The organism is Pelagerythrobacter marensis (genome assembly GCF_036700095.1).
Taxonomy (GTDB): domain Bacteria; phylum Pseudomonadota; class Alphaproteobacteria; order Sphingomonadales; family Sphingomonadaceae; genus Pelagerythrobacter; species Pelagerythrobacter marensis_A.
In genome coordinates, this window is record NZ_CP144918.1 from 44,191 (window position 1) to 63,089 (window position 18,899).

General features: G+C 67.9%; 19 protein-coding genes. 6 read left to right on the forward strand and 13 right to left on the reverse strand.

Features of this window, described 5'->3' with window-relative positions; translation table 11 throughout:
• Positions 1 to 116: 116 nt before the first annotated feature.
• The gene (locus V5F89_RS00185) at positions 117 to 2,189 is read right to left on the reverse strand and encodes a glycoside hydrolase family 97 protein (protein WP_338446257.1); all 2,073 of its coding nucleotides are present in this window, start codon (positions 2,187 to 2,189) and stop codon (positions 117 to 119) included.
• A 153-nt stretch (positions 2,190 to 2,342) separates the two neighbouring features.
• Between V5F89_RS00185 and V5F89_RS00190 the strand changes: the two genes are divergently transcribed.
• Entirely contained in the window at positions 2,343 to 3,635 is a 1,293-nt protein-coding gene (locus V5F89_RS00190; protein WP_338446258.1) for a sugar MFS transporter, read from the forward strand.
• Between the two features lie 132 nt (positions 3,636 to 3,767).
• On the forward strand, positions 3,768 to 4,511 hold the full coding sequence (locus tag V5F89_RS00195; protein WP_338446259.1) for a Crp/Fnr family transcriptional regulator: 744 nt from the start codon (positions 3,768 to 3,770) through the stop codon (positions 4,509 to 4,511).
• Positions 4,512 to 4,576: 65 nt separating this feature from the next.
• On the opposite strand, the gene V5F89_RS00200 is transcribed toward V5F89_RS00195, so the two are convergent.
• The 7 genes from V5F89_RS00200 to hisB form a co-directional block, all read right to left on the reverse strand.
• Complete coding sequence (locus tag V5F89_RS00200) at positions 4,577 to 5,191, reverse strand: DUF1989 domain-containing protein (protein ID WP_425334361.1); 615 nt, start codon at positions 5,189 to 5,191, stop codon at positions 4,577 to 4,579.
• The gene (gene gntA / locus V5F89_RS00205) at positions 5,188 to 5,895 is read right to left on the reverse strand and encodes a guanitoxin biosynthesis heme-dependent pre-guanitoxin N-hydroxylase GntA (RefSeq protein WP_338446261.1); all 708 of its coding nucleotides are present in this window, start codon (positions 5,893 to 5,895) and stop codon (positions 5,188 to 5,190) included. The genes V5F89_RS00200 and gntA overlap by 4 nt, the downstream gene beginning before the upstream one ends.
• A gap of 49 nt (positions 5,896 to 5,944) precedes the next feature.
• Positions 5,945 to 6,112 carry a PEP-CTERM sorting domain-containing protein gene (locus V5F89_RS00210; protein ID WP_338446262.1) on the reverse strand — a complete coding sequence of 56 codons (168 nt, stop codon included), beginning with the start codon at positions 6,110 to 6,112 and terminating at the stop codon, positions 5,945 to 5,947.
• Positions 6,113 to 6,196: 84 nt separating this feature from the next.
• Positions 6,197 to 6,970, reverse strand: coding sequence for an imidazole glycerol phosphate synthase subunit HisF (gene hisF, locus V5F89_RS00215; RefSeq protein ID WP_338446263.1), 774 nt, complete (start codon positions 6,968 to 6,970; stop codon positions 6,197 to 6,199).
• Positions 6,967 to 7,695 (reverse strand): 1-(5-phosphoribosyl)-5-[(5-phosphoribosylamino)methylideneamino]imidazole-4-carboxamide isomerase, encoded by a 729-nt coding sequence (gene hisA, locus V5F89_RS00220; protein WP_338446264.1) that lies wholly within the window; start codon positions 7,693 to 7,695, stop codon positions 6,967 to 6,969. Before hisA ends, hisF begins: the two co-directional genes overlap by 4 nt.
• The gene (gene hisH, locus V5F89_RS00225; protein ID WP_338446265.1) at positions 7,692 to 8,312 is read right to left on the reverse strand and encodes an imidazole glycerol phosphate synthase subunit HisH; all 621 of its coding nucleotides are present in this window, start codon (positions 8,310 to 8,312) and stop codon (positions 7,692 to 7,694) included. Before hisH ends, hisA begins: the two co-directional genes overlap by 4 nt.
• Complete coding sequence (gene hisB, locus V5F89_RS00230; RefSeq protein WP_338446266.1) at positions 8,305 to 8,898, reverse strand: imidazoleglycerol-phosphate dehydratase HisB; 594 nt, start codon at positions 8,896 to 8,898, stop codon at positions 8,305 to 8,307. Before hisB ends, hisH begins: the two co-directional genes overlap by 8 nt.
• Before the next feature lie 85 nt (positions 8,899 to 8,983).
• Here hisB and V5F89_RS00235 point away from each other — a divergent pair, with 85 nt between their 5' ends.
• The 3 genes from V5F89_RS00235 to gmk are packed head-to-tail and all read left to right on the forward strand — an operon-like array spanning position 8,984 to position 10,650.
• Positions 8,984 to 9,487: an SspB family protein gene (locus tag V5F89_RS00235; RefSeq protein WP_338446267.1), complete on the forward strand. Its 504-nt coding sequence runs from the start codon at positions 8,984 to 8,986 to the stop codon at positions 9,485 to 9,487.
• A 46-nt stretch (positions 9,488 to 9,533) separates the two neighbouring features.
• Positions 9,534 to 9,965 carry a hypothetical protein gene (locus V5F89_RS00240; protein WP_338446268.1) on the forward strand — a complete coding sequence of 144 codons (432 nt, stop codon included), beginning with the start codon at positions 9,534 to 9,536 and terminating at the stop codon, positions 9,963 to 9,965.
• A gap of 49 nt (positions 9,966 to 10,014) precedes the next feature.
• Positions 10,015 to 10,650: a guanylate kinase gene (gene gmk / locus V5F89_RS00245; RefSeq protein WP_338446269.1), complete on the forward strand. Its 636-nt coding sequence runs from the start codon at positions 10,015 to 10,017 to the stop codon at positions 10,648 to 10,650.
• A 904-nt stretch (positions 10,651 to 11,554) separates the two neighbouring features.
• Here gmk and V5F89_RS00250 read toward each other — a convergent pair.
• The 5 genes from V5F89_RS00250 to V5F89_RS00270 all read right to left on the reverse strand — a co-directional run bounded on the left by V5F89_RS00250 (position 11,555) and on the right by V5F89_RS00270 (position 17,392).
• Positions 11,555 to 12,913 (reverse strand): methyltransferase family protein, encoded by a 1,359-nt coding sequence (locus V5F89_RS00250; protein ID WP_338446270.1) that lies wholly within the window; start codon positions 12,911 to 12,913, stop codon positions 11,555 to 11,557.
• A 211-nt stretch (positions 12,914 to 13,124) separates the two neighbouring features.
• Entirely contained in the window at positions 13,125 to 14,471 is a 1,347-nt protein-coding gene (locus tag V5F89_RS00255; protein ID WP_338446271.1) for a PQQ-binding-like beta-propeller repeat protein, read from the reverse strand.
• Positions 14,472 to 14,490: 19 nt separating this feature from the next.
• Positions 14,491 to 15,258 (reverse strand): tetratricopeptide repeat protein, encoded by a 768-nt coding sequence (locus V5F89_RS00260; protein WP_338446272.1) that lies wholly within the window; start codon positions 15,256 to 15,258, stop codon positions 14,491 to 14,493.
• A 125-nt stretch (positions 15,259 to 15,383) separates the two neighbouring features.
• Positions 15,384 to 16,535 carry a glycosyltransferase gene (locus V5F89_RS00265; protein WP_338446273.1) on the reverse strand — a complete coding sequence of 384 codons (1,152 nt, stop codon included), beginning with the start codon at positions 16,533 to 16,535 and terminating at the stop codon, positions 15,384 to 15,386.
• Positions 16,532 to 17,392, reverse strand: a complete 861-nt coding sequence (locus tag V5F89_RS00270) for an alpha/beta hydrolase (protein ID WP_338446274.1) — start codon at positions 17,390 to 17,392, stop codon at positions 16,532 to 16,534. The genes V5F89_RS00265 and V5F89_RS00270 overlap by 4 nt, the downstream gene beginning before the upstream one ends.
• Before the next feature lie 87 nt (positions 17,393 to 17,479).
• Between V5F89_RS00270 and V5F89_RS00275 the strand changes: the two genes are divergently transcribed.
• Complete coding sequence (locus tag V5F89_RS00275) at positions 17,480 to 18,874, forward strand: protein adenylyltransferase SelO family protein (RefSeq protein WP_338446275.1); 1,395 nt, start codon at positions 17,480 to 17,482, stop codon at positions 18,872 to 18,874.
• The last annotated feature ends 25 nt before the right edge of the window (positions 18,875 to 18,899 follow it).

Here is an 18,899-nt window from a genome sequence, read left to right on the forward strand (position 1 = left end):
AGCGAGGGCATTCGGCGCCCCTCCCCGCCCTTTCGCGCGATCGGCCCGCACCATCCGGCCCCTGGCCATTGTCACCGGCGTGCTTACCCCCGGCGACGAACCGGGCGGCTTGCGGCTTATTCCGCCGGGCGGAGCGACATGGCGAAGCCGCCGCCGTGCTCCATCGTCAGAATCAGCCTGTCGCCTGCCCGGACCGGGCGCTTCTCGCGCACCATGGCGAACCGGTCGCCCTCTATGCCGCCGCCTTCTCCATCGCGCCAGATCTCGGCCATATAGCGCGTGCCGGCAGGCAGGAAGGCGAGGTCGAGCGCGATCTCGCGCCGGTGTGCGTCGGTGATCCCGCCGATCCACCAGTCTTCCCCGCCGCGGCGCTGGCGCGCGACGACGGCATATTCGCCGATCTCTCCCGCCAGGACCCGCGTCCGCTCCCAGTCGACCGGCACTTGCTCGATGAAGGCCAGCGCATCGGGAAAGCGGGCATAGTTTTCGGGCAAGTCGGCGGCCATCTGGATCGGCGAATAGATCGCCACATAGTCGGCCAGCTGGCGCGCCAGCGTGTTGGGAAGCGGGCGGCCGTCGCGCCCTTCGAGGCTGACGATCCCCGGCGTCAGGTCGAACGGGCCCGACAACATGCGGGTGAACAGCAGAGTCGGTTCGTGGTCGGGCGGGTTCGGCGGCGCGCCCCAGGCCATGTACTCGGTGCCCCGCGCACCCTCGCGCGTGACGAGGTTGGGCCATGTCCGGCGCAGGCCGGTGTCCTTGACCGGTTCGTGGGCGTTGATCGCGATCCGGTGTTCCGCCGCGCGTTCGGCCACGTGGGCGTGGTGGCGCACCATGAACTGGCCGTCGTGGTATTCCCACTGCTCGGTCCCGTCCGGGTCTTCGCGCAGCACCATGCCGGCGTCGGCGACGTAGCCGGTCTTGACCGAACGGACGCCGTGCGCCGCGTAGTAATCGAGCGCATCCTCGAGCTGGCGTTCGTAGAGGCCCGCGTTGCCCGCCGTTTCGTGATGGCCCATGATCTCGACCCCCTTGGCTTTCGCGTAAGCCGCCACGCGGTCCATGTCGAAATCGGGATAGGCTTCGGCAAACCGGAAGTCGCGGCCGCTTTCGCTCCACCACCCCCGATTCCAGCCCTCGATCAGGACCGAACCGAATCCGTGCTCGGCTGCGAAGTCGATATAGCGCAGCGCGTTCTCGGTCGTCGCGCCGTGTTTGGGCCCGTCGTTCCAGCTCCAGATATCGAGATGCATTCCCCACCAGATGCCGACGTACTTGTGCGGGGTGAACCAGTCGAGATCGTCGATCCGGCTGGGTTCGTTGAGGTTGAGGAACATGTCCGCCGCTGCATAGAGCGCAGGCGCATCCTCGCCGATCAGCACGGTCCGCCACGGGGTCGCGAAGGGGGCCGCACGGCGCACCTTCCACGGCTGCGAAGACGGCGCAAGCCGGGTGCGGAAACGCTGCCCCTCGACCCGCTGGAGCCAGAAGGCCGCATAGTCGACCAGCGCCGCCTCGTGGATCGCGATGTGCAGGCCATCGGCACGACGGAAGGTGATCGGTGTATGCGCGGTGCCCACTTCGCGCGCAGGCGTGTTGCGATAGAGATACTCGTAGCGGTTCCACTCGCCGCCGGGGATCCACCAGGCTTCGATCTCGCCGCCGTCGGTGGCGAGATCGAACTCGGTCAGTTCCTCGTCGATCCGCACGTCGGCCAGCTGCGCCTGTTCGGGGAATTCGAAGCGGAAGCCGACGCCGTCGTCGAACACCCGCGCCACCAGTTCGATCGTGCGTCTGTCGCGCACCTGTTCCACCATCGGCACGCGGATTTCGCGATAGTCGTTGGTGACCAGCCGGCTTTCGCCCCACGGCTGTTCCCAGGTTTCGGTGTGGCTGGTGCGCGTTGCCTCGCCCAGTTTCACGCCGTGCTGCCACTTGCCCGCGCCGCGAAGCATGAAGCCGAGCGCGGAAGGTGCGATGACCTGCCGGCCGTCGCGCGTGACGGTATAGCTGGGGATCCCGTCCACCGTCGTCACCGCAAAGCAGACGCGCGCATCGGGGGAGCACTGGCTGTGCGTCACGTCGTCGCGCGCCGCAGCGGCGGAGTGCAGCCCCATCGTGACCCCCAGCGCCAGCACGCTGCCGAGCAGGGTCGGCGAAGGCCGATTGCGAGACGTTTGATTATTCATCCAGCTCTCCCTACCGCTGTGCGCGGTCCGTTTTATGACCGTCCGTCGCGGATTCGCTGTCGCGGTTGTGACGGAAGAAGAAACCGCGTGCAACCGGTTACATGATCGGTTAAGCCGCTTCGAAAGTGTACAGACCCTGGGAGGGAAAGCAGAATGGCCGTGGTACCCGAAACCGCATCGAGCACCGATCCGAATCCGGTCGAGAGCGGCGCCCAGCATGTCGATGCCCCCGGTCTGCAATACTTCGTCTTCGGTCTGTTCTTCATCTTCGGCGGGATAACCTCGCTCAACGACGTGCTCATCCCGAAGCTGAAAGAGCTGTTCACGCTCAACTACACCCAGGCGATGCTGGTGCAGTTCTGCTTCTTCACCGCATACCTGCTGGTGGGCATACCCGGGGCCAAGCTGGTCAAACGCATCGGATATATGCGCGGCGCCGTGGCCGGCCTGCTGACGATGATGGTCGGCTGCCTGCTGTTCATTCCCGCCAGCCAGACGGCCACTTACGGCATTTTCCTGTTCGCCCTGTTCGTGCTGGCGAGCGGCGTGGTGATCGTTCAGGTGGTCGCGAACCCGCTGATCAGCCTGCTCGGGCCGCCGCGCACCGCGCACAGCCGGCTGACGTTCGCGCAGGCGTTCAATTCGCTCGGCACGACGGTGTTTCCGATCGTCGGCTCGATCGTCATTCTCGGCAGCCTCGCCAACGTGAGTGCCGACCAGCTTTCGGGTGCGGAACTGCTCGCCTATCAGCAGGCGGAAAGCGAGGCGATCTGGCAGGGCTACCTCGGCGTCGCCGCGCTGATCGCGCTCGTCTCGCTCGCCGTGTGGCTGTTCCGCAATCGCCTGAAGGGCGAACGGCACGAGGCGTCTTCGGGCCTTGCCGGGCTCGATCTGCTGAAACGCACACGCTTCGGTTACGGCGCGCTCAGCATTTTTCTCTATGTCGGGGCGGAAGTCGCGATCGGATCGATCATCATCAACTATCTCGCGCAGGATCGCGTTCTCGGCCAGCCCGAAAGCGCGATCGGCTGGATGGTCGGCCTCTATTGGGGCGGCGCGATGGTCGGCCGCTTTATCGGATCGGCGGTGCTGAGGGTGTTCAGCCCGGGCAAGATCCTCGCCTTCAACGCGACCGGGGCGATCCTGCTGATCCTGGTCTCCGCCAACACCGGCGGCGTGGTCGCCGGCTACAGCCTGCTGGCGGTGGGCCTGATGAATTCGATCATGTTCCCGACGATCTTCTCGCTCGCCTGCGAGAAGCTCGGCCCCCGGGCAGCGGACGGATCGGGCATCATCAACGTCGCGATCTTCGGCGGCGCCGTGGTCCCGGTGGTCTTCGGCGCACTCGCCGACCTTACCGGTAGCCTCGCGATCGCGCTGGCCCTGCCGGCGGCGTGCTATGCCATCATCGCAGGTTTCGGCATCTTCGCGCGGCGCCCGGCCTGACGGCGCGGACGACGCGGCGAAGGGGCGGCGAAGGGGCGGCGCCCGCGCCTTCGGCAGTCTTCCACCGGGCGCAAACTCGTGCTTTGACCGTCTGAAACGAAACCGATATCGCTCGCCTTCAGGGAGATCGACGTGCTGACCAGACTGTTCCTTCGCGGGCGCCTTCGCCACGATCTGAGTGAAACCGAACAGCGCGCTATCGAAGATGCGATCACGCGGACGGTCGAACTCGAACCGCGCGAGCAGCTCGTCGAACGCGGCGAGAAACTGGAACGCAGCCTCTACATCATCGAAGGCACGATGGTGCGGCACATCGACGACAAGCGCGGCGAACGCCAGCTCGTCGGCGTCAACATCGCGGGCGACTTCATCGACCTTCACGGCTATCCGATGAAGCGGCTCGACCACAGCATTTCCTCGCTTTCCAGGGCAACGCTGGCGGAAATTCCGCACCATGCGATCACCGCACTGGTGGCGGGCCACCCCCATCTCGCCCGCGCGCTGTGGTTCTCGACGCTGCTCGACGCCGCCATGCATCGCGAATGGATCTTCCGCCTGGGCCGGCTCAATGCCGAAGGGCGGATCGCGCACCTGATTTGCGAGCTGATCAGCCGGTTGCGCTTCGTCGACGAATTCGACGGACGCATCCTCCCCATCCCGCTGCTGCAGCGCGACTATGCCGAAGCCTGCGGCATCACCCCGGTGCACGCCAATCGCAGCTTCCGCACGCTCAAGGAACGCGGCCTGCTCACGCCCATGGGCGACGGGCGGCTGGAAATCCACGACGAACGCGGGCTGCGCGAGCTGGCGCAGTTCGACGGGGCCTATCTCTACGGCGAAGGCGCACTGGCGCCGACGGCGCTCGAAGACAGCTAGAGTCGCTTTCTTCGAGACGGCACCGGCCCGCACCCGGTGCCGCTTCAGCCTTGCTGAAAACGACTTTAGAATCGCTCCGGGCGGCCCCGATTGCCCGCCGGTTCGATCCGATAGTCGATCGGCTTGAAGCTCCCGCCGTTCGACGCATAGGCGGAACAGGCGGTCAGCCCGATCACCAGCGGCATCAGGGCGCGCAGCCGGATGCGGTCTCCGGGCCGGGTCGAAGGCGGCAAGACCGCAATCTTCCCGCCCGCCGGGTCGACCGGGACATTCATGAATATGTTGAAAGCGGTGGGGATCGCGTCTTCGCCGATACCGTACGGCACCAGCGCCTCGGCCAGATTTCCGAAGCAGCCGCGATGGACCGGCTTGTCGGGATAGAAATGGCGGAAGGTATCGACCGAGCAGGGGGTGAGCAGAAAGTCGTGACAGCCCGCCGTATCCTCAACGATTTCGAGCATTCTGCGCGAGCGGTTGGACCACAGGACATTGCCCGCGGTCAGGCTGATCGTTTCCTCGTAATCGAACGTGCGCCCGTTGGAGATAACCTCGCGCACGTCGTCGCGCGCATAGGCGACGAGGTCGCCCACCTGCCCCCCTTCGGGATCGAGCACGACAAGCTCGTCGCCTTCGTCGAGCAGGAAGGCCGTGCCGCTGCGCGGGGGGATGCGGCGGGTCACGCCGCCGTGCGGGGGTCGCGGAACGGGCATTGCCAGTCGTCCCCGACCTCGCGGCCGCTATACTGGCGCGCCTCGCTGCTCTCGCCGTGCCGCGCGAGCATCGGGTTGATCGATCCGGCCAGGCTCTCGTCGCGGGCAAGGATGCGTTCGCGCATGCGTTCGTACCGATTGCTCGCCCGAAGCTGTTCGAACTGGTCGTGAAGGTTGAACACCAGCGTCGGATAGGGCGCGCGGCGCGCCGGGCGCGACGCACCGGGATGCATGCCGACCACGAAATAGGCCTGATTGCCGAACGAGAGCGAGAAATGGGGATCGTCGGGATCGCTGCTGACGTTCTCGTCGTAGGGATGCCCGATCCAGCCATCCTTGTCGGCGAGCGATTGCAGGCGTTCCCACATCGCGCTTTCGAATGCACTCTCGGTCATCTTCCCCGGTTCGGAGAATACGACGGCAAAGCTGCGCAGTCCCGAGGGATCGCGGGAATACTCGGCGCTCCATTCCAGCAGCCGCTGATGGATCCGCACATCGTCCCAGCCGCTTACCAGCGACCAGGCCGGCTCGATCCGCAGCGTACCCCTGGCAAGCGCCGCCTTTGCGCCGACGCAGGGAAAATCGGCCGCGGCCACGTGGTTTCGCAGGGACGATTCGAGTCTGGCAGTGTCGAGCGGAATAAGGGGGCGATCGAAATCGGGAATCGGGGGCATGCCCCATACTACTCCGAAACCGCGCTCCGGTTTCCGCCGCCAACATTGATCAGTCCGGTCGCTTGCGCCGCGCCCGCGCCCCGATACGCCGGCCGATGACAAGCCCGGCCAGCCCCAGCCCGAAAAGCGCGAGGTTCGAAGGTTCGGGCAATGGCGTCGCCCCGGCCACCATTGCCGGAGAGGCCAGCCCGAAAGAAAGGATCGTCCATACGCGCATGATGCCTGCCACCGCTCGGCGGGAATGCTCCGCGCGGCAAGCGAAATTCGCCATGCGTCCCGGATCGGCACTTGCAACCGGGCGTTATCCCCGGGCCGGAATGCCTGCCGCGCGCAAGGCCGCATGGGCTTGGGCGATCGAATATTTGCCGAAGTGGAAAATGGATGCGGCGAGGACGGCGCTCGCCCCGCCCCGGACAACGCCGTCGACCAGGTGATCGAGCGTGCCCACGCCCCCGCTGGCGATCACCGGCACCGGCACCGCATCGGCAATCGCGCGAGTCAGCGCAAGGTCGTAACCGGCCTGAGTCCCGTCGCCGTCCATCGAGGTGACGAGCAGCTCGCCCGCGCCCAGTTCGGCCAGCCGCCGGGCGTGAGCCACTGCATCGATCCCGGTCGCCCTGCGCCCGCCATGGGTGAAAACTTCCCAGCCCGACGGGGTCGCCCCCTCGCCCACGCGCCGCGCATCGACCGAGGCGACGCAGCACTGGCTGCCGAACTTCGCGGCAATTTCGCCGACCAGCTCGGGCCGGGCGACGGCGGCGGAATTGACCGCGACTTTGTCCGCCCCGGCCAGCAGGAGCGCGCGGGCATCGCCCACCGTGCGAACCCCGCCGCCGACGGTGAACGGCATGAAGCAGACCTGCGCCGTGCGCCGGACGATATCGAGCAGCGTCCCGCGCCCTTCGTGGCTGGCGGATATGTCGAGGAAGCACAGCTCGTCCGCCCCGGCCGCGTCGTAGGCCTGGGCCTGTTCGACCGGGTCGCCGGCATCCTTGAGATCGACGAAGTTCACGCCCTTGACCACGCGGCCATCGGCGACGTCGAGGCAGGGGATCACGCGCACGCGAACGGTCATGCCCGGCCCGCCATGGCAATGGCCGCGGCCAGATCGAGCCGCCCGTCGTAGAGCGCCCGGCCGGTGATCACCCCCTCGATCCCCTCTTCGGCATGAAGCGCCAGGAGATGGATGTCGTCGAGGCCCTTCACGCCGCCGCTGGCGATGACGGGCAGGTCGACGTGGCGCGCCAGGTCGACGGTGGCGTCGATATTGCAGCCTTTCAGCAGGCCGTCGCGCCCGATGTCGGTGAACAGCAGGCTGGCGACCCCCGCATCCTCGAACCGGCGGGCGAGGTCCGCGACCGGCACGTCGGACACCGCGGCCCAGCCTTCGGTCGCGACCATCCCGTCGCGCGCGTCCACGGCGACGACGATCCCGCCCGGGAACTCGGCCGCCATGTCCTTCACGAACTGCGGATCCCTGAGCGCGGCGGTTCCCATGACGATCCGCGCGACGCCCAACTCGAACCACCCTTCCACCGCCTCGCGCGTGCGGATCCCGCCGCCGAGCTGGACGTAGCCGGGAAAGGCGGCGACGATCGCCTCCACAGCCTCGCGATTTTCCGCGCGGCCTGCGAAAGACCCGTCGAGATCGACCACATGGAGATGCTGCGCCCCCGCTTCGGCAAACAGCCTGGCCTGCGCGGCGGGATCGTCGCCATAGACGGTGGCGCGCGCCATGTCGCCTTCGGCCAGGCGCACGACCTCGCCGGCCTTCAGGTCGATTGCGGGAAAGACGATCACGGGCGCCACTCCAGGAAACGGGCGAGAAGCGCCAGGCCGTAAGCCTGGCTCTTTTCCGGGTGGAACTGCACGCCGAGCAGATTGTCGCGCGCGACGGCGGCCACGATCCCGCCGCCATGGTCGGTCATCGCGGCGATATGCTGCGGCTCGTCGACCGCGAAATGGAAGGAATGGAGGAAATAGGCTTCCCCCTCCTCCAGAACGGGGCCGGCGTGGGCGGTCGGCGCCACGTCGTTCCAGCCCATGTGCGGCACCTTGATCGCGGGATCGGTCCGCTCGATCGCGCGGACTTCTCCGCCGATCCAGCCGAGCCCGCGGGTCGTGCCGTGTTCCAGCCCGCGATCGGCCAGAAGCTGCATCCCGACGCAGACCCCCAGGAACGGCGCGCCGCCCACGCGCACGCGCTCGTCCATCGCCTCGACCAGGCCGGGAATCGACGTGAGGCCGCGGGCGCAGGCGCGGAACGATCCGACGCCGGGCAGAACGATCCGGTCCGCCGCGCGCACCGCATCGGGTGCGGCAGTCACCAGAACCCGGGCGCCGACCGTGCGCAGCGCGTTTTCGACCGAGTGCAGGTTCCCCGCGCCGTAATCGACCAGCGCAACCGTTTCAGCCACCGAGAATGCCCTTGGTGCTGGGCACCGCGCCCCCCTTGCGCGGGTCGATCTCCACCGCGGCGCGCATGGCGCGGGCGAACCCCTTGTAGATCGCCTCGCAGATATGGTGGTTGTTCTGTCCGTAGAGCAGCTCGACATGCAGGGTGATGCCGGCGGCCTGGGCCACCGAATGGAACCAGTGTTCGATCAGTTCGGTATCCCATTCGCCCAGTCGCGGCTGCGAGAAACCGGCACGCCAGGCGAGATAGGGCCTGCCCGAAATGTCGAGCGCGACGCGCGCGAGCGTTTCGTCCATTGGCGAATAAGCGTGGCCGTACCGCGCAATCCCCGCCTTGTCACCCAGCGCCTGCGCGAGGGCCTGACCCAGCGCGATCGCGCTGTCTTCGGTCGTGTGATGCTGGTCTACGTGCAAGTCCCCGTCGACCTTCATCGTGACGTCGATCAGCGAATGTTTGGCGAACTGTTCGACCATGTGATCGAGGAATCCGATTCCCGTGGACACGTTATAGGAGCCGCTGCCATCGAGGTTCACCTCGATTTCGATCGCGGTCTCCGCCGTCTTTCGCTCGATCTTGCCTTTGCGCATGCCTGCGGCGCTATACGCAAGGCTGGGCACGGCGCAAGCATTGGCGCTTGACCGGCGCGCCGAGGGTCGCCACGAAGCGGGCAAGATGACCGATGAAACACCCGACAGCCTGATCCCCTACGACGAGATCGTGCAGGAGGCGCTGCGCGCCGTGGTCGGCCGCGTGCTGGGCGAAATCCAGGCCGGCGGCAGCGAGCTGCCCGGCAACCACCATTTCTACATTACGTTCAAGACGCACGCGCCCGGCGTTTCCATCCCCGCCCATCTGCGCGAACGCTTCCCCGACGAGATGACGATCGTCCTGCAGAACAAGTTCTGGGACCTGAAAGTGGACGATGACGGCTTCACCGTGGGGCTGAGCTTCAACCAGGTGCCCGCCAAGCTCGACATACCTTTCTCCGCGATCACCGCTTTCGTCGATCCGGCAGTCGATTTCGGGCTGCAGTTCCAGGCGAGCGTCCCCGATATGGCCCCCGAAGCGCACGACGAAGCCGAAAACGACGCCCCGGAACGGGGCGACCGGCCGACCGTTGGCGAAGGCGGAGACGGCTCCAATGTCGTCACGGTCGATTTCGGCCGCAAGAAATAAGCGACCGGGAGAGCCTTCCACCCGGTTGGGTGAAAGGGCGCAAGCGATGGCAAGAAAAAAAGACTCACGTGGGAAACACGCAACCGACAGGCTGGGCGCGGCGGTCGATGCCGCGGGCGACAAGCTTCACTCCGAAAACCGCGATGTGGCCGGTCCCAGCCCCAATCCCGCGACCAACTTGTTGATTCACGACGTTTTGCTTCGCAGCGGAGGTCGCCTGCTGCGGATCGGCCTCGAAAAAGGACTGCTCAGCAATCGATACGGTGGATCGACAGCCAAGCGAATGGTCGAAAATCGCTCGATGGTTCAGAACCTGGCAACATTCGCTATCGCACGGCTCGCGACGCGTTCGATCCCGGGAGCCGTCCTCGTCGGCGGCGGTCTCCTGGCCAAGACGCTGCTCGACCGGCGCCAGTCGCGCCGCGCAGCGCGGCGCAAGGGGGACAAGGCCTTGCGCGAGCAGACGAAAGAGAGCTGACCCGGCGGATGGGGTTGATTTCACCGCGCGGCTCGGCGCATGAGCGCGCATGGCCGACCAGGATACGCTTCACCGCCGCGGACTGATGTTCATCCTCTCCTCGCCCTCCGGCGCAGGCAAGACCACGATTTCGCGCATGTTGCTGGAAGCCGACGAGGAAATCCGGCTCTCGGTCTCCGCCACGACGCGCCCGAAACGGCCGGGCGAGATCGACGGCGTGCACTATCACTTCGTGTCGGATGCCGAATTCGATCGGATGATCGAGCAAGACGACTTCTACGAATGGGCGCATGTCTTCGATCACCGCTACGGCACGCCGAAAGGGCATATCCGCGCGGGATTGAAGGACGGTCAGGATTTCCTGTTCGACATCGACTGGCAGGGCACCCAGCAGCTTTACCAGAAGGACCAGCAGGACGTCGTCCGCGTCTTCATCCTGCCGCCCAGCCTCGACGAGCTGCACCGGCGGCTGACGGCGCGCGCGACCGACAGCAACGACGTGATCGACAGCCGCATGGAACGCGCCCGGGCGGAAATCAGCCACTGGGACGGATACGACTACGTCGTGGTCAACGACGACGTGAACGTCTGCTTCGGCAAAGTGCGCGAAATCCTCCACGCCGAACGCATGAAACGCGCCCGCCAGACCGGCCTGATCGGCTTCGTCCGCAAACTGATGGACTGAACGCCCCCGGGCAGACTGCCCCATACCGCCGACGCACCGCCGATACCCTCCACACCCCGCGCAGGCGGAACCAGACCACCGGCACACCGCCCGATACCCTTCCCGAGCCCCAGCGCAGGCTGGGGCCTCAGGCCGCTGGCGCTCCGCCCGATAACACGAGGTCCCAGCCTGCGCTGGGACTCAGACTTGGGGGCGGGTTATGGCAAAAATGGCTTGACAATTGTAACCCATTGGGTTATAGGAGCCCCGCCAGTCCACACTGGCACACAGCGACGGGGGCGGAGCGTGTACGCGTCACGCAGGCCGCTTCGTCCAGACGGCCGGTGCCTCGGGGGGCTAGTGACCTTTTAGAGAAAGCCCCCTTTGCCGGTTTGCGAGGAGTTTTCGGGGGACCTGTCCCTTTCCGCCCTTGCGGTGGGCCTCAACGCCGCAGAGCCAGGGGACACCCCCCGACGGATACGGTGCCGGCGAGCCCTGGCCGTATCTCGCCTCGCAGCCCTCAGGGCCGAGCGGAAGGTTGCCGTAACCCCTTTCGCCGTTCGCAACGATGTTACCAAGGCAACCCTGTGACGCCCAGGTGGCAATCCTGTGATGCCCAGGCGGCACCGGCCGATTCCGTCCGCTTGCCTGTATGCTCCGGCGTAAGGTCCGCATTCGCCAGCGGATGGTGGGGTGTGTCAGTCTGCCTTTCCGTTTCTCTCCCCTCCGTTTCCCCCTTTCCTCTCCCCCCTCTCCGATCCCCAGCGCAGGCTGGGGTCTCGTGCTAGCAGGCGACACGCCAGCGGCCTGAGGCCCCTGCCTTCGCAGGGGCTCGGGACGGTATCGGACATAGCGCCGGCGGCCTGAGGCCCCAGCCTGCGCTGGGGCTCGGGAGGGGGCGGCGTGGGGACGGGCGGCGGATCGCCTATTCCGCCGGCTGGTGCGCCGCGATCGGGCCGCGCGGGCGCAGGCGGCGGCGCAGGGCGGCAAGGGGGCGGGTGATCAACCCGTGGCGGTCCATCCAGGCGTGATATTCGCGGTATTTGGCGTCCTCGGCCAGCAAGTGCGCCTCTTCCGTCTTCGCGCGCCAGAAATAGATCGCGCTGACGCAGGCGAGGAAGAACGTGTTGCGGATCGCGTCGACCGGCGAACCGCCGGACACGAGGAACGGCAGCGTCGCGCTCCACCAGAACAGGTTCTTCGACAGATAGGCCGGGTGGCGGGTGAAGCGATAGGGGCCGTGGGTCAGCACGCCGCGATAGGTGAGGTTGGAAAAGCGCACGCCGAACGCCACCGTCGCCCAGGCGTAGATGCCGGTCAGGACAACCAGCCAGGCGGCCCAGAGCCACAGCAGCGCCCCCTGCCCCGCCAGCCAGTGCGCCCAGCCCGGGGTATCGACCTCGTAAGCCAGCATTCCCTCGGCGCCCATGAAGGCATAGACCAGCGGGGGGTAGCAGATCAGCGCCGCGACCCAGCCCGACAGCAGCGGATTGCCGCTGCGGATATGCGCGTCGAGCGGGCGGAACGTGACGAGATAGCCGACCGTGCCGATCTGCACGTCGATCACGAACAACAGCCCGATCAGCACCGTGGCCATCCGCACCGGATCGGCAGCGAGACCGGCCAGGTCGGCTTCCACCACGCCGGCGAACCCGCCGGGCAGGATGGAGATCATGAAGGCGCCGAAGAACCCCTTGATGATCCAGGCGCGCCAGTGCTTCTTCACTTCCTCCGGGTCGAACGCCTCGCGCCCCAGCAGCATGGCGCCGAAGTGCCAGGCATGGTCGCGCGGTTCGACCATGTGCCGGTCGAGCCAGAGGACATAGGGGACGCAGAGCACGAACAGCGGGATCGCGGCCGCCGCGATCACTTCCATCGCGAACAGATATTGCCCCTGCCAGTACCAGCGCGCGACGCAGTAGAGGAAACCGATGATCGCCCAGGTCGCCCAGAGCGCACCGATCTTGACGATCGAGACCGGCAGGACTTCGGCCAGCGGCCGCCGGCGGCTCCAGTCGATCCCGGTCGAGGGGTTGCGATGGACTTTGTCCACCAGCACCGACCAAGCCGCCATCGGCCCGGCGGAGAAAGCCAGCGCGGCCAGCGCGGCATAGGGGCCGGACAGCGGCGCGCGCGGACCGGGCAGCGCGAAAGCCTCGGCCAGCTGCGGCCAGTTGCGGCAGAACACGATCCACGCGAGCAGGCCGAGCAGCCCGGCCAGGCCCACGCCCGCCGAAACGTCGCTCGCCGGAAGGGCTTTCGCCGGGGGCTGGTGCGCGCTCATCTCGGCCCGCGCGATAGCGGCAAAGGGTTAAGGACGCGGTAAGGCTGGCCCGCTTGCGCGATGGCCCACCCCGCTGCGACTAGCTTCGCCTCCGGCTCAGCAAGTCTCGCTCCCCTCCCGCAAGCGGGAGGGGGTGGCTGGTGGATGCGCCTTGCTGCGAGAGACCTCCCCCCCTCCCGCTTGCGGGAGGGGTCGGGGGTGGGCACGGCACTCAGCGGAAGGCGTGGATCGTGCCCGAATCGTCGAGCAGATAGAGCGTCCCGTTGGCGACGATCGGGGGCAGCGACACCGCTTCCTTCAGATCGACGAACAGGCTGGCCGACCCTTCGGCAGGGCTGACGCGATAGATCTGCCCCTGGCTGCTGGCCACCCACAGGGTGTTGCCCGCCAGGACCGGCCCGGTCCAGAAGATCTCGCCCTCGCGATCCTCCTCGTCGCGATAGCGCTGGAGCTGGGTCATCCAGCGGACTTTGCCCGACGAGCGGGCGATCGCGAGAAGGCGCGCATCGTCGGTCAGCGCGAAGATCCATTCGCCCGCGACCGCAGGGGTGGAAATGCCCGCGACGTTCAGTTCCCAGATCCGCTGGCCGGTGACCAGTTCGTAAGCCGCCATGCGGCCGCCCTGGCCCAGGGCGTAGACTTTGCCCGAATCGATGATCGGGTCGGCGTCGATGTCGGTCAGCGAGCCGACCTCGGTCGAGATCGAGGTTCGCGCCAGCGCGTCGGACCAGACGACGAGGCCGTTTTCGTAGCGATAGGCGACCAGCTCGCCCGAGCTGTATCCCGCGATCACCGTGCCCTGCCCCGCCGCCGGCGCGGCCACGCCGAACACGCCGGCCTGCGCCAGCGAGCCGGATTCGTTCCAGCGCGGCGCGCCGGTCGCGGCATCGAGCGCGTGGATCTGGTTGTCCTGCGTCATCACGTAGACCGAATTGAACGCGATCGTCGGCGATCCGCGCAGCGGGCCGGCGGGCTGGACTTTCCAGATCTCCGCCCCCGTTCGCGCGTCCAGCGCGGCGACTTCGCCCACGCCGTTGGTGGCATAGACCCGGCCCTCGTGGAACGCCGCGCCCCCGCCGAAAGCGGACGCGCGGGCATTGCCGGCCTGCTCCATCCGGTAGGTCCAGCGCGGGGTGCCGCTTTGCGCGTCGAAGGCGTGGACCACCCCGTCGGTGCCGACGGCAAAGAGCATTCCGCCGCCCACCACCGGCGCCGATGCCAGCCGCCGGCGCTCGCTCCCGCCGGCGATCTCGGCCGTCCAGGCCAGCGCCGGGCTGTCGGACAGCGCGAGGTGGCCGTAGGACTTGTCCGCCGTGCCGCCCGCCTGCGGCCAGGCGGCGTTGGTCTGCGCCGGGGGAAGGACCACGGCAATGCCGGCCAGCGCCGGATCGACCCTGGCGCCCATCTCGATCCGCGACAGGACCGGCTTGCGTTCGCCCAGCGTCGGCGTGGTCTTGGTGTCGCCGCCGCCGCCGAAAATGCCGCAGGCGCCCAGCGCCATCGCCAGCGCGACGACCGTGACGCCCCGGCCCGGATTGGAAATGCTGTTCGTTGTCATCGGATAGATCCTGAAACTGCTATTGCGCCTGCCGATCGCCGCCCGCGGGCGTGCGCATTTCTTCGAGCACGGCATCGACATCCTCGATCGCGTCGACGCCTAGCGCACCGGCCATCTGCCGAGCCCGCGAACGCAGACCTTCGGGCAGGCTGTCGTCCTTGGCGATCGTCGCCAGCAGCGTGCCCGCCTCGCGCTCCTTGCCCTGTTCGAGATAGGCCATCGCCACCAGTTCCCCCGCGCTGGCGAAGAACGGCTTGCCCGGAACCGCCAGCGGTTCCAGCCGCTCGATCGCCTCGGCCGGTGCGATCGTGTCGAACGTCGCCGCCACCTGGCGCACCGTGGCCAGATCGCGCAGCAATTGCGGCGCGTCGTCGTTGGCCGCGATCCGTGCGTAGATCGCCGCGGCATCCTCGGCCCGCCCCTGCTCCATCGCGGCGCCAGCTTCGATCAGCGCGGCCTGGATCGCCGCGCCGCCGGCTTCGCCCTCCAGCGGCGCGAGCCTTTCGACCGCCCCGTCGAGATTGCCCGCCTGAACCTGGTCGAGCGCGGCGACCAGCGTTTCGGATTGCCGCTCCATCGCCGCTTCCTGCCGGCCGTCCCAGAACAGGTAGCCGCCGAACGCCGCCAGGCCGAGCACGAACACGCCGATCAGCAGCTTGCCGTAACGCTGGGCGAACTGCGCATACTGGTCCTGCCGCACGGCATCGTCGACTTCGCGCACCAGCACGTCTTCTTCGGCGGCGCGGCGCCGTTCGGGATTCTGCTTGGATGGGAGGTTGAGGGCCAAGATTCGGCTCTTTCAAATTTCCGTGACAGGTCGGCGGGGGTGTTTAGCGGATGGGCGCATCAATTCAACTTGGAAACCTGCCTGTCCCCGGCAGCGTGAACCGCAGGTGAAGCCGGCAGGGCGCCTCACCCCAGCCCCTTGCCGCCCAGGGCGGAGGAATAGAGCCGGCGATAGGTGGCAATCATCGGCTTCTCGTCGAACGCTTCGCGCGCCTTCGCGCGGTTCGCCTGCCCCACATCGGCGCGCAGGGCGGCATCGCCCGCCAGCCGCGCAAGATTGCCGGTCAGCGCGGCCTCGTCGCCCGCGGGGCCGATCAGCGGCGCATTCGCATCGGCCACCATCGCGGCGAGATCACCGACTGCCGGCGCGGCGACGGGCAGCCCGGCGGCCATCGCCTCGACCACCGAGATCGGGAACTGCTCGCTGTCGGAAGACAGCGCGAAAATGTCGAACAGGCCGACGTAGCGCGCGGGATCGGGCGCGAAGCCGGGCAGGTGGACCCTGTGGCCGATGTCGTATTCGTCCGCCTCGGCCCGAATCGCGTCGCGTTCCGGCCCCTCGCCCACGATCACCAGGTGCCAGTCGTCGGGCAGGCCGCGAAAGGCGCGCACCAGCCGGGGCAGGTTCTTGACCGGGCGCAGGCCGGCGAGCGTGCCGACCCAGAATTCGCCCTTGCGCTTGATCACCCCGCGCAGGGCATCGGGCTTCGGCCGCCTGGCGAAGGCGCGGGTGTCGATCCCGTTGGGGATGTGCTTGACCCGCCCGATCGGCTGCTCCCACACCTCCAGCGCGATGCGTTCGAGCGTTTCGGACGGCACGACCAGCCCGTTGGAGCGGCCGAGCGCGATCTTGCGGAACCAGTTGCGCGTAGACTTCAACCGCTCGCGCTCGTCCTCGTTGAAGCCGTCCTCGTGATGGATCAGCGGGGGCAGGGCGAACACGTCCTTGAACACGGTGTGCGCCAGCACCGCGTTCATCGCGCCCCAGTTGTAGGTCAGGACCAGGTCGTATCCCCGCATCGCCCTGGCCAGGCGTTGCAGGCGGCCGGGGGTCGGCTTGCCCTGGAGCGTGGGAAAATCGCGCGGGTAACCGACCGCCACCTGGCGCGCGATATATCGCGCGGCCTCCATCCGCTCCGGCTCCGCCGAAACGATCGCGTGCGCGGCCTTCGCGCCGAAGGCGTTGATCAGGCGCACGGTGCGCAGTTCCTTGCCCCCGGCCGAGAACGTCGAGTGCAGATGCAGGATGCGCGGCTTGCCGCCCGTGCGCCCGCTCATGCCGCGCGGGCCATCAGCCGGTCGATTGCCGCCAGCGCCTCGGGTTCGTCGAGCAGGGGCGCATGGCCGACATCGGGGACGGTGACCAGTTCGGCATCGCCGTGCCGCGCGACCATCGCCTGCGCGGTCGCAGCGGAAAACAGGTCCGACAGCGCGCCGCGCACGATCAGCAGCGGCGCGGACCCCAGCGCCTCGAACGCCGGCCACAAGTCGGGCGGCGCCGCGCCCTCGCCGGCCTGGAACGGTTCCGCGATGTTCATGTCGTAATCGAACGCGATCCGCCCGTTGGGCTGCACCGCCATGCCCCGCTTGGCCATCGCGATCCAGTCTTCGGTGCCGAAGCCGGGATGGGCCGCAGCGTGGACTTCCTCCAGCGCGCGGGCGGCGTGCATCCAGGTGGGGAAATTGCGCCCCTGGCCCACGTATTCGCCGATCCGGGCAAGTCCGCCGGTTTCCACTTCCGGCCCGATGTCGTTGAGCACCGCGCCCGCGATCCGCCCCGGGTCGGCGGCAGCCAGCAGCATCGTCATCAACCCGCCCAGCGAGGTGCCGACGGCGACGAAGCGCTCTATCCCCTCTTGCGCCAGCAGCGCTTCGACATCGGCGACATAAGTCGCGGGGGTATAGCTGGACGCATCGCGCGCATATTCGCTTTCGCCCCGCCCGCGCATTTCCGGCACGATCACGCGCCGCCCTCCCGCCAGACGTTCGGCCAGCATGGCGAAATCGCGCGCGTTGCGGGTCAGCCCGTGCAGGCAGAACACCGGCGCGCGATCGGCCCGCCCGGCATAGTCGCGGTAATGCAGCTTCAGGCCGTCCGGGCTGTCCCAGAAGCGGTCGGTAAATCCAGTGCCCATCGGTTTTCGGGAGTTTCCTGTGTCCAAATCCTCGCATCGCGGGGCAGCCGCATTGCCAGCCCTGCCCGCACGCCCCACTATCGCCGTATGAGCCAGGAACCGCAAGCGTCGCCCTATCGCCCCGATCCGGCCATCGCCCCGCTCGCCGGATGGATCGCGGACGCGGTCGAGCCGGCGCGGTTCCCGCAGGCCGCGATCCGCTTCCGCAACCGCCGCTGGGATCGGGCGATCGGCCTGGACGATCGGGACGACGATCGCTGGGCCGCCCATTTCGCGCGGTTCGATCCGCTGCCCGGAAACCTGCCGCAGCCGCTCGCCCTGCGCTATCACGGGCACCAGTTCCGGGTCTACAATCCCGAGATCGGCGACGGGCGCGGGTTCCTCTTCGCCCAGCTGCGCGACGGGGCGGATCGCCTGCTCGATCTCGGCACCAAGGGTTCGGGGCAGACGCCCTACAGCCGCATGGGCGACGGGCGGCTGACGCTGAAGGGCGCGGTGCGCGAGATCATGGCGACCGAAATGCTGGAGGCGCTGGGCGTCTACACCTCCAAGACGCTCTCCGTGATCGAGACCGGGGAGGAGCTGGTGCGCAGCGACGAGCCTTCGCCCACCCGCTCCGCCGTGATGGTCCGCCTCAGCCATGGCCATATCCGCATCGGCACCTTCCAGCGGCTGCTCGCGCTGGAAGAGGGGGAGCACATGGCGCAACTGGTCGACTATTGCCTCGCGCAGTTTCCCGGCTCGCCGCCGCCGGACGATGCGCCGGGCCGCGACGAGCCGGCCGTGATCCTGATGCATCAGGCGGTGGAGCGCATGGCCGATCTTGCCGCGGCATGGATGGTCGCGGGGTTCGTCCACGGCGTGCTCAACACCGACAACATGAACATCACCGGCGAAAGCTTCGACTACGGCCCCTGGCGCTGGCTGCCCGCCTGGGACCCGGGCTTTACTGCCGCCTATTTCGACCATGGCGGGCTCTATGCCTTCGGCCGGCAGCCCGAAGCGGTGCACTGGAACCTGGGGCAGCTCGCGGTCGCGCTGCGCCTGCTGGCCGATGCGCCGCCGCTGATCGCCGCGCTCGAGCGGTTCGGGCCGCTCTACATGGCGGCGGTGGCGCGGCGCTGGTGCTGGCGGCTGGGGGTCGAGCCGATGGGCGAGGAGCGTGACGGGAACCTGGTCGCCGCCTGCGAACGGGCGATGCGCGAAAGCGGCGAGCAGCCGGACCGCTTCTTCCACCGCCACCGTGGCGGGCGAGCGGCCGAAGGCGATCTCGCCGCCGCGCTGGAAGGTTACCGCCCCGTGCCGGGCAGCCACCCCTATTGGGACGAAGACGCGCCCCAGACGATGCTGATCGAGGAAGTCGAGGCGATCTGGTCGGCGATCGACCGGAGCGACGACTGGCAGCCGCTCGATGCCAAGATCGCGGCGGTCCGCCGTATGGGGGAGGCGCACGGCGCCCCGCCCCCGCCGGCGGGGCACTGACGAGCCGGCCGGCGGGACAATCGGG